This is a genomic window from Deltaproteobacteria bacterium, from assembly GCA_016930875.1.
Classification (GTDB): Bacteria; Desulfobacterota; Desulfobacteria; order Desulfobacterales.
In genome coordinates, this window is sequence record JAFGFW010000007.1 from 24977 (window position 1) to 33236 (window position 8260).

6 protein-coding genes and 1 pseudogene are annotated in these 8260 nt (G+C 50.1%); all 7 read right to left on the reverse strand.

Going from position 1 to position 8260, the window contains the following annotated elements:
• Positions 1–27: 27 nt before the first annotated feature.
• A complete protein-coding gene (asnS, locus tag JW883_00615) occupies positions 28–1320 on the reverse strand; it encodes an asparagine--tRNA ligase (GenBank protein ID MBN1840772.1) in 1293 nt (430 codons plus the stop codon).
• Positions 1321–1322: 2 nt separating this feature from the next.
• Positions 1323–1802 (reverse strand): response regulator, encoded by a 480-nt coding sequence (locus JW883_00620; protein ID MBN1840773.1) that lies wholly within the window; start codon positions 1800–1802, stop codon positions 1323–1325.
• A gap of 250 nt (positions 1803–2052) precedes the next feature.
• On the reverse strand, positions 2053–2373 hold the full coding sequence (locus JW883_00625; protein ID MBN1840774.1) for a PilZ domain-containing protein: 321 nt from the start codon (positions 2371–2373) through the stop codon (positions 2053–2055).
• A 12-nt stretch (positions 2374–2385) separates the two neighbouring features.
• Positions 2386–2730: pseudogene (locus tag JW883_00630) on the reverse strand (CGGC domain-containing protein).
• Positions 2731–2895: 165 nt separating this feature from the next.
• Complete coding sequence (locus JW883_00635; GenBank protein ID MBN1840775.1) at positions 2896–3891, reverse strand: SurA N-terminal domain-containing protein; 996 nt, start codon at positions 3889–3891, stop codon at positions 2896–2898.
• Positions 3888–4838, reverse strand: a complete 951-nt coding sequence (locus tag JW883_00640) for a peptidylprolyl isomerase (protein MBN1840776.1) — start codon at positions 4836–4838, stop codon at positions 3888–3890. Before JW883_00640 ends, JW883_00635 begins: the two co-directional genes overlap by 4 nt.
• A 34-nt stretch (positions 4839–4872) precedes the next feature.
• The coding region (gene mfd / locus JW883_00645; GenBank protein ID MBN1840777.1) for a transcription-repair coupling factor at positions 4873–8260 on the reverse strand (3388 nt) is incomplete at its 5' end.

Sequence of the window (8260 nt, forward strand, 5' to 3'; positions counted from 1 at the left end):
CAGGAAGGCACTTTAGCTCACATTCAATCATGGATACAATCTATCAAGGAGCCTCGGGAAGGGGATGGTTTCCCTCACGTGCTCGAGGCCGCAGATCCACGCGACGGCCCGCTCAATGCCCAGGCCAAAACCTGCGTGTGGGATGCTGCCGTAACGTCTGAGCTCCAAATACCATTGAAAATCTTTGGCTGGCAATCCTGCCTTTTCGATCTTTTCGCTCAGGACCTTTGAATCGTCTTCACGCTGGCCCCCTCCGATAATCTCCCCGTAGCCCTCAGGGGCCAACATGTCCACACAGAGGGCCACCTCATGACGATCGGGGTCATTTTTCATGTAGAAGGCCTTGGTCTGTACCGGGTATCGGTGAATCAGCACGGGTTTGTCAAAATGTCTCGAGATAATGGTTTCTTGCCCACCTCCGAAGTCTTCACCCCACGGGAGGGGTTCTCCAGCATCTTTCAAGATTTGCACGGCCTCATCATAGCTGATGACCGGAAAAGGGGGCTGAATCCTCTCAAGCGTGGCAATATCACGCTGCAGGAGGCGGAGTTCCGGCTCGCAGGTTTTGAGGACCTCTTGGACGACGGTCACGATCATGGCTTCTGCCAGGGACATGATGGTTTGCAGATCAGCAAACGCAATTTCCGGCTCAATCATCCAAAACTCGGTAAGATGCCGGCGGGTTTTCGACTTTTCTGCACGAAAAGTGGGGCCACAGCAATAAACCTTGCCAAAAGCCATAGCGCCTGCCTCCATGTAAAGCTGCCCGCTTTGAGACAAAAAGGCCTTGTTGTGCCCGAAATAGTCAGTTTCAAAAAGGGTTGAAGTGCCTTCGCAAGATGAAGGGGTCAGGATCGGGGCGTCCAGGAGCGTGAATCCCTGATCATCAAAAAATCTCCGAGCTGTTGTGACCACGCAGTGGCGGATACGCAGAATGGCCCTCTGTCGAGAAGATCGAAGCCACAGGTGGCGGTGATCCATCAAGAAACCCACTCCATGCTCCTTTGGGGTAATTGGATAGGTTTCTGCCAGCTGAAATACCTCGATATTTGATACGAGGATCTCATAACCTCCGGTAGCCCGCGCATCCCTTTGGATTATTCCGGTAACAGCCAGAGAAGATTCCTGGGACAGATCTGAGTACAGGTCAAAGGCCTGGTCACTCGTCTCACCCCTAATCAGAGTGGCTTGAATAACGCCCATCCCATCCCTGAGCACCAGGAAACGTATTCGACCGCTGGAGCGTTTGTGGGTTACCCAACCGCAAAGCGTGACGGTCTCACCAACACGATTTTCAACGGAATCAATTGTTGTTTGCATTTTCAAAAGATAATTGATGCCAGAATAATTCCCAGGATTAGCCAGATGGGAATCGAAATAAGCGCTGCCAGGGTTAATCCCCTGAAAAAGTCGAGTTGCTTGACCAGAGTGCGTTTTTCCAAAGCTCGATCGATAACGATGTCAAGTTCGTTAAGCTTGAGTGGCTTTGTGACATAGTCGTAAGCGCCCTCTTTGATAGCTTCAACAGCAGACTTGATGGTCGCAAAGCCGGTGATGATGACCACAACAGATCGTTTGTCCAGCGCTTTGATTTCACGGAGCAATTCCATGCCGTCCATGACGGGCATCTGAAGATCGGTAAAAACCAAATCAAAGTCATCTGAACTGAACTTGTTTAGGCCCTCGTGGCCATCGTAAGCCACCTTGACCGAACACCCTAACTCAACCATATGTTCGGCCATGCTTTCCGCAAATTCTCTATCATCATCTACTACCAAGATTCTCGCATCTTTGCTGGTCACTGTGAGACCTTTCCTTCGCGCTTATCGTTTCCGTAACACTTTAGCGCTTTCAAAGACCCTGTTTTGCGAACGACATTGAGCAATTTTGGAAAAAGATTTGCGATGAGCCTGGCGTTAAAAATTGCAAATTGTTTGAGGGCGTTAGCCCGAGTTTTTGCAATTTAGCCAGGCGAATCGAAAATCCCAAAATTGCTCACAGGAGTGCGTAAAATCCGGGTTTTTTCAAAAGCCTAAACTCCTACATCGTTTCCTACATGCCCGTTTTCTTCTCAAGCAACTCCTTAAATTTTGGGGGTATTTCCAGAAACGTGACCCCCATTCCCTTTGGATAACTTTCTGTGTCAATCTCGTTGACCCAAACAACTCTACATTTTCCCTCTATCCATTCATTTTGTTCCGGCAATTCAATTTCTATCTGAAATTCATAGCCCACATCGAATGGCGCTTGGGTCGTCAGATAGAGCCCGCCAGAGCTCAAGTTATGGATGAGAGCATCTTGCAGCGCCTCTTTGGTGTCATAACGGACCTTTAGGATAACTTCATACCTCGGGGTTCCCCTGCGCTCTTTCATATGTTTATCCCTCTAGTGGTAGTCGTGTGTGCCGATTACAACCTCAATGCCAGTCTTGCCTTCCAACATTTTTGCCGGTTCTTCAGCGGTGCCATACGGGCAATCCGGCTTGGCATTTGCCAGACAGGAACTCAGGTAGATCGTATACGGCTTGATTTCTGAAAGCTTGATGGCCATAGCAGCATTTGACAAGGTAGCCCGGCGCGGGCACTGGCACTTAAGAAGCCAAATGACCTGGCAAGGTTCGTCAAATGTCCCATCGCCAAGCGTCGCTGCCTTCAGGCATCTCCATTCACCAGGTCAGCCGTATCCCCTGTCCATGTATGCGCCACAACCAACAACAGCAAACTTTCTCATGAGCAACTTCCTTTGCCTTCGCGGTGACAAAGCCCTAACCTGCGGGAAAGCACAAAGGCTTTCCTGTTCTTGAACCAACACAGAAGACCGAAGTATTATCTTTTATTAAAGGACAACCGGAAAAAAGTCAAGAATTTTCGTGGGTAAGACTGTGTGTCAGTGGAGCTACTGAATCACTTTTACGTATGATCGTTCTCTAAGGGCTTTCAACCATGCCTTGTATTTTTCTTCCACCACCTCGCGATATATCTTCTCCTGTATCTCTATTCTCGCTTCCTTTAGTGTTTTGCCGGTTAAACCCTTGATCTCTTCGACCATTAGGACTTGATAACCCTGCGGGGTTTGCAAAACCGGGCTGATCTCGCCCTCCCTCATCCAGCGAATCGTCTCCTGGAATTCAGGCGAGAGTTCCTCTATGGAAAACAGGCCCAGATCCCCTCCTGCCCTGGCTGTTGCATCGTCCGAATACTTGCTTGCCAACTCGGCAAAAGGAGCGCCGGACTTCAATTCGTTCATGACGGTCTCAATCCTTCTGAGGGCGTTTAACCTGTCCCGAGTCGCCTCCCAAGACGGTACCCTTATCAGGATGGTCCGAAGGTGATATTCTTTTTTCTCACCATATACATCCAGGTGCTTTTCATAGTAATCCCGGATTTCCTCTTCGGTAATGGCGATTTTGGATTTGACCTCAAGATTGATGAGCTTGATTCCCAGTATCTGTTCCTTGATCCGCCGGCGATATTCGTCCAGAGTGAAACCCTCGGCCGCGAGGGCTTCCTTTAGTTCTTCTTCCGTGAAAAGATGTTCACTCTTGATCTGTTCTATTCTCTGGTCCAGTTCCCTTTCTTGAACTGAGACTCCCAACCTCTTGGTCTCCTGATCCGTCAATTTTTGCTCAATCATCCTGTCCAAGATGTCTTGACGCACCTTGAAAAGCATTTTGCGTTCTTCTTCCGGTCCATAGAGAGAATTACGGATTTGCTTGGCATAAGGTTCGAGCGCTTCATTTAGCTCCGAAAGGGTAATGGCGTCATCATTTACGATGGCCACAATGCGATCCGCCAGCTCCCCGTGAACCTGAACCGCCACAGTCCACGAGAGGAACCATGGCAGGACAAGCGATGTGATGAAAACCTTGATAGCAATTGCTCTTTTTTTCATTGGACAGCTTCCTCGTTGACCATGATCCTATAGTGTGATCGCAGCTTGGCCAACCACGGGCCGTAGGCTATTTCAAGTTTTTCTTTCCGGACCCGTTCTCTGATTTCTTCGACCCACTCATCCATTTTTGACTTGCCTGCCTTCCTCGTTTCGACCACCTTGAATATGTGATAACCATAAGGCGTCTTTATCACACGGCTCAGCTTGTCCTTTTTCAAGGTAAAAAGGGGATCTTCAAGGCATTGTGGAAGGTGACCGCGAGCCACATATCCCATATCCCCACCCTTTTCTGACTCCGGCGCTGTGGAATATTGACGGGCCAATGTGGCAAAGTCTTCACCTTTCTTGAGTCTCTTCAAGACAAGGTCTGCCTCTTCTTTTTTGGGGAGCACGATATGAAGCGCGCGTACCTGGTTCCCGTGAGTCCATTCCTCATTGTGTTTATCGTAGTAGTCCCTTATTTCGGCCGGCTTGACCGAGATTTGATCCAGTAGATCCTTGTTGATTACCTTCTCAACCAACATCTGTTTCTTGAGACGTTCCTGCCAGGTCTCGAAGGAGATGGCCTGCTTCAAAAACATGGCCTTAAAGCCGTCTTCGCTATAATCGCCTTTAATATTGCTGACAGCCTCTTCGAGTTCCCCGGAGGAGATATGTAAATCGAGCTCTTCTGCCCGTCTGAGAATGATCATCTCTTCAAGGAGTTGCAAGAGAAACCTGATGCGAGCCTCGCGCAAGCTGGAGCCACCATCGGTTTTTCCGTTGGCACAGCTCATTTCGAGTGGTTCAAAGTACTCGTTGAATTCTGCTAGGGTCAGCACATGGTCATCAACCCGGATTACGGTTTGACTGTGGACGCCAATCTCACTTCTGTCCGAACATCCTGAAGCAAGGAGGAAAAGAAAAAGAACGACGGCCGTTGGTATTTTGGAAATTCTATAACTCATTTCGTCATTTTCTATATCTTAATTCGCTATCACGTCAAGTCAGCGCTTGCAAGACCTTTTTGGTGGCTCCCACGAGGTCATTGCCACCATCAGAGACGATCCTTGCATGAAGCGCATAGTCAGGTGTCAGCCGATATAGCCGGGGCTCTTTCTGGACAAGACTCGTTATTTTCTCCGGTGTCACGCGAGTTTTTTCGGAAAACGTGAATACGATATTTTGAGAACCGATCTCCAGGCGCTGGATACCCAACTGCTTGCACAGCACCTTTAGTATGATCTTTTCCAGCAGGGCCATTGCCTCTTGTGGAGGGGAGCCAAAGCGGTCTTGGAGTTCTACTCGCAGGTCTTCGAGTTCAGACGTTTCTGTGACCCTGGCCAAGCGCCTGTAAGTTGTAAGTCGCTGATCAATATCGGATATGTACCTTTCGGGGATGTAAGCTGAGTGGTTGACAATAATTTCAGGTTCCACCTCCGTTTCCACGGGTTTGCCCTTCAGTTCATTCATGGTACGTTCCATGAGCTGCAGGTACATCTCATGGCCAACCGATGCAATCTGCCCGGACTGGCTGGGCCCAAGCATCGTTCCGCCCCCGCGTATCTGCAGATCACTCATAGCGATCTGAAAACCGGATCCAAGATCGCTATGTTCCATGAGAACCTTCAGGCGCTTTTGGGCGTCCCGGGTAAGCGAGCTTTCATGGGGTATGAACAGGTATGCATAGGCCTGTTCATCCTTTCGCCCCACCCGGCCCCTGAGTTGATAAATCTGTCCCAGCCCGAACTTGTCAGCCCGGTTGATCAATATAGTGTTAGCTGACGGGAAATCGAGACCAGACTCTATGATCGTTGTGCATACCAATAGATCAATTTCGTGATGTAGGAATTGCAACATCACTTTTTCAAGCTCTTCATCGTCAAGGCGTCCATGGGCCACCCCAATCCGAACCTGGGGGGCCAACGCTTGAAGTCGACGGGCCATTGCCCAGATCGTGCGTATCTTGTTGTGAACAAAGAATATTTGTCCTCCTCGTTGAAGCTCTCTGTGGATGGCCTCTGCGACAACAGTGTCGTTGAGGGGACAGATGTACGTTTTGATGGCGTAGCGGTACTCCGGTGGTGTTGCAATGACACTCAGATCCCTGATACCCATTAAAGACATGTGGAGTGTTCTGGGTATGGGCGTTGCAGTCATGGCCAGGACGTCCACTGAACGGCGGAGCTGCTTGAGTTTTTCCTTGTGTGCGACGCCGAAGCGCTGCTCTTCATCAATAATGATAAGACCCAACGCTTTTAAGGATATGTCCTTTTGCAAGAGACGATGCGTGCCTATGATAATGTCTACTTTGCCTTCCTTGAGTTTTTGAACAATGGCCCGCTGCCGGCTCAACGAGCGGAACCTGCTAAGGGTTTCTATCTCAACCGGGTATGGTTCAAAGCGCCTCTTAAAGGTTTGAAAATGCTGTTCGGCAAGGACGGTGGTTGGGACCAGAAGCGCCACCTGCTTATTATCCCAAACCGCCTTAAAGGCTGCCCTCAGGGCAATTTCCGTCTTGCCATAACCAACATCACCGCAAATGAGTCTGTCCATGGGCGCCTCGGATTCCATGTCGGCCATGACTTCTTGGACAGCCCGGCTCTGATCCGGTGTCTCTGTGTATTCAAATGCGGCCTCAAAATCCCGGAAATACCGGTCCTGTGGCGAAAAGGCGTGTCCTTTCTGAACCTTACGCCAGGCATAGAGTTTGAGTAGTTCTCCGGCCATCTTCCGGATTGATTTCTTGACCCGCTCCTTTACTCGCCCCCACGATTTGCCACCCATTTTGTCCAAACGCGGCGCCACACCGTCTACACCCACGTATTTCTGCACACAGTTCATCCTGTCCACGGGGACATACAGTTTGTCTCCGTCCCTGTATTCTATGAACAGGAAGTCGTTGGCAAGGCCTGACACCTCAAGCTTGGCAAGACCACCGTATCGGCCAACACCGTGCTCTGTATGGACTACAAGGTGACCTGATTTCAGATCTTCAAAGGCAACCCAAAGCGCTTTCGGCCCCTTCCTTGCAGTTTTTGGGAGCCGATGTTTGGGGCCAAAGATCTCATCTTCCGTGATGACAGCCATGGCTTCCCGGCCCCAGATGAATCCGGAAGACAGCTCGCCAAGACAGATCGTTGGCGTCTTTTCGGGATCAAAGTGTTCCGGAAACGTGTCGAGAAAACGAAGATTGAGGCCGTAGGGCACGAGGAGCCCCTCTAATCGCTTGGAGTGTTTTACGGTGCGACAGGATAGATACGTTGCCAAGCCGTTTTCATGGGCGCGGTTGATCCAGTCTACCAAAGGCCTCAGCAATGCCTCCGGTTGACTTCGGGCCTTGAGTTGCTGTGTGATGAGGGCGTTATTTTCAACAGCGAAATTGCAGGTGTGGGCAAGCCTGTCTGTCACGGGCACCATCTTGAAGGCAAGATGTGGGTGTTGATTGAAAGTGGCATCGACGTCAGACCAGGTCAGGTAGAGGGCCTCGGGTTCCACACAGAGGTGACCGTCACTTGTTGCAGCAAGGAAGTTCTTGATGACGGTTTCTTCCATTTCAAGAGCGAGTTTTTCAATGGCTCCGGAATCGATCAGCACAGGGAGCGCTTGTGTTGGAATATAGTCAAAGATGGTGCCGACAGAGGGATAGATGAGGGGTAGCAAACCGCCGATTCCAGGGAACTGCTCCTGGTTTCTTACTTTTTGAACTGTTTCTTCTATGCGCAGGCCGCCAATCTCAAGGACCTGGCCCTGCCTGCGGATGCGCTCCACAATATGGTCGATTTCGGAGCGTTCGAGGACGGTCTCCCTTGCCGGCAGGATTGTCACCTCGGACAGGGGCTTGAGTGAGAGCTGGTCTTGTGCAGAGAATGTTCTGATAGATTCCACTGTATCGCCAAAGAATTCAATGCGTATAGGATCAGGGTACAGGGGAGGGAAGAGATCGATCAGGCCCCCACGGATCGCATAATCCCCGGGTTCTTCCACCAGGACGGTCTCTTGATATCCATCTTGAATCAATTTCTGAACAAAGGCCTTCCGGTCTGTTTCTTCACCAGGCAGAAAATATTCGGCAAGGCGGGACAAAGCATCTTTGGGAATCAGTTTTTGCAGGACAGCGGCAACAGTACTGATGATAATGGGAGGCCGCGAGGCGGTCATTATCTGATAGAGGGCTTCTATGCGCCGGCACGATGTTTCGGGATGATAGGAAAGAGGTTTGAAAGGAAGGATGTCGTAGGATGGAAGTGTAATGATCGGAATATTCGTTTTTCCCGAAAAAAAACAGATGTCTCTGGTCAGTCGTTCGGCATCCTTGGTTGTTGCACAAAGGACAAAAAGGGGGGACTTGAGCTCAGCATACAGGCGGCACAACAGGTACGCCTCTTCA

What these genes read in the sequence shown, in the direction of transcription:
- JW883_00635 (MBN1840775.1), bottom strand. Translation starts at nt 3,891, where the DNA reads ATGAAAAAAAGAGCAATTGCTATCAAGGTTTTCATCACATCGCTTGTC.
- JW883_00640 (MBN1840776.1), bottom strand. Translation starts at nt 4,838, where the DNA reads ATGAGTTATAGAATTTCCAAAATACCAACGGCCGTCGTTCTTTTTCTT.
- asnS (MBN1840772.1), bottom strand. Translation starts at nt 1,320, where the DNA reads ATGCAAACAACAATTGATTCCGTTGAAAATCGTGTTGGTGAGACCGTC.
- JW883_00625 (MBN1840774.1), bottom strand. Translation starts at nt 2,373, where the DNA reads ATGAAAGAGCGCAGGGGAACCCCGAGGTATGAAGTTATCCTAAAGGTC.